1 protein-coding gene is annotated in these 1088 nt (G+C 66.8%); it reads left to right on the forward strand.

Features of this window, described 5'->3' with window-relative positions; genetic code table 11:
* Positions 1–28: 28 nt before the first annotated feature.
* The coding region (locus CH251_RS25335; protein WP_256979302.1) for a 13E12 repeat family protein at positions 29–1088 on the forward strand (1060 nt) is incomplete at its 3' end.

Raw genomic sequence — 1088 nt, forward strand, 5'->3', positions numbered from 1 at the left:
TGTCGGTGGGTCGCGGTAGATTCTGTTCATGCTTTCGGGGGACGGCGGATCAGGGGTGGACGGCATCGAGACGGTGCCGCCCGCCCCTGAGGTGTCCGATCCGAAGTTGTCGATGTTGGTCGACCGGGTGGAATCCGCGATCGCCGAGTTGGCGGAACAGTCGTCGGTGTCGTGGACGAACGCGGACCGGCGTGCGGTGGTTCAGCGGATGGACACGGCGACCCGGTCGCTGACCGCGTACTCGTACACCTGGCTCAACGAATTGATCTCTCAGCACGGCCTCGATGTGTATCCGGGGTCGGTGCCGTCGTCGGTGGCGTGGATGCTGCGGATCACCCCACGAGCAGCCGGAGCGCGAGTGCGTCTGGCGGCGGAGTTGGGTGACCGGACCTCCTTCTCCGGGGAAGTGCTGCCGCCGTTGCTGCCGCGAACCGCGGAAGCCTTGCGGGCGGGGTTGCTCGATGCCAAGCATGTGCAGATGATCCGCGAGTTCTTTTGCCATCTGCCCCGGGACGTCGATCCGCAGACGCGGGAGCGGGCCGAGGAGCAGTTGGTGGGCTTGGCCTCGACGAGGCGGCCCGACGACTTCGCACCGTTGGTGGCGCACCTGGATTCGATCCTCAATCCCGACGGCGACCACGACGAGGACGAGGACGAAGACGGGAAGCCGCCGAAGCCACCGAAACGCAGGGATGCGTTCTTCTACCTCGGCGAACAGGGTGCCGACGGAATGTCGGAGGGAAATTCTGCGTCGACCCCGAACTACGGGCCTACCTCGAAGCCTTGTTCTCCAAAGCCGCGAAACCGGGCATGTACAACCCCGCCGACGGAAAACCGATCGTCGACGACGAGACCGACAGCACTTCCGGCGGCAAGGACAGCACGACCCCTGGGGCCGCGAGCAAGGGTGCGCGTCCCGATCCTGCAGCAGCTGAACCGGATTCGGCCACGCCGGGTGGCGTCTCCGATGCCGACACCCCACCGCTACCGGAGCCGGACGACGGTCCGACGAGCGATGCGGGACTGTGGAGCGACGGACCATGCGACGGCGACGGACCTTGCGAGGGTGACGGCCGGTGCGGCGACGG

It is taken from the genome of Rhodococcus sp. 06-462-5 (assembly GCF_002258315.1).
GTDB lineage: Bacteria > Actinomycetota > Actinomycetes > Mycobacteriales > Mycobacteriaceae > Rhodococcoides.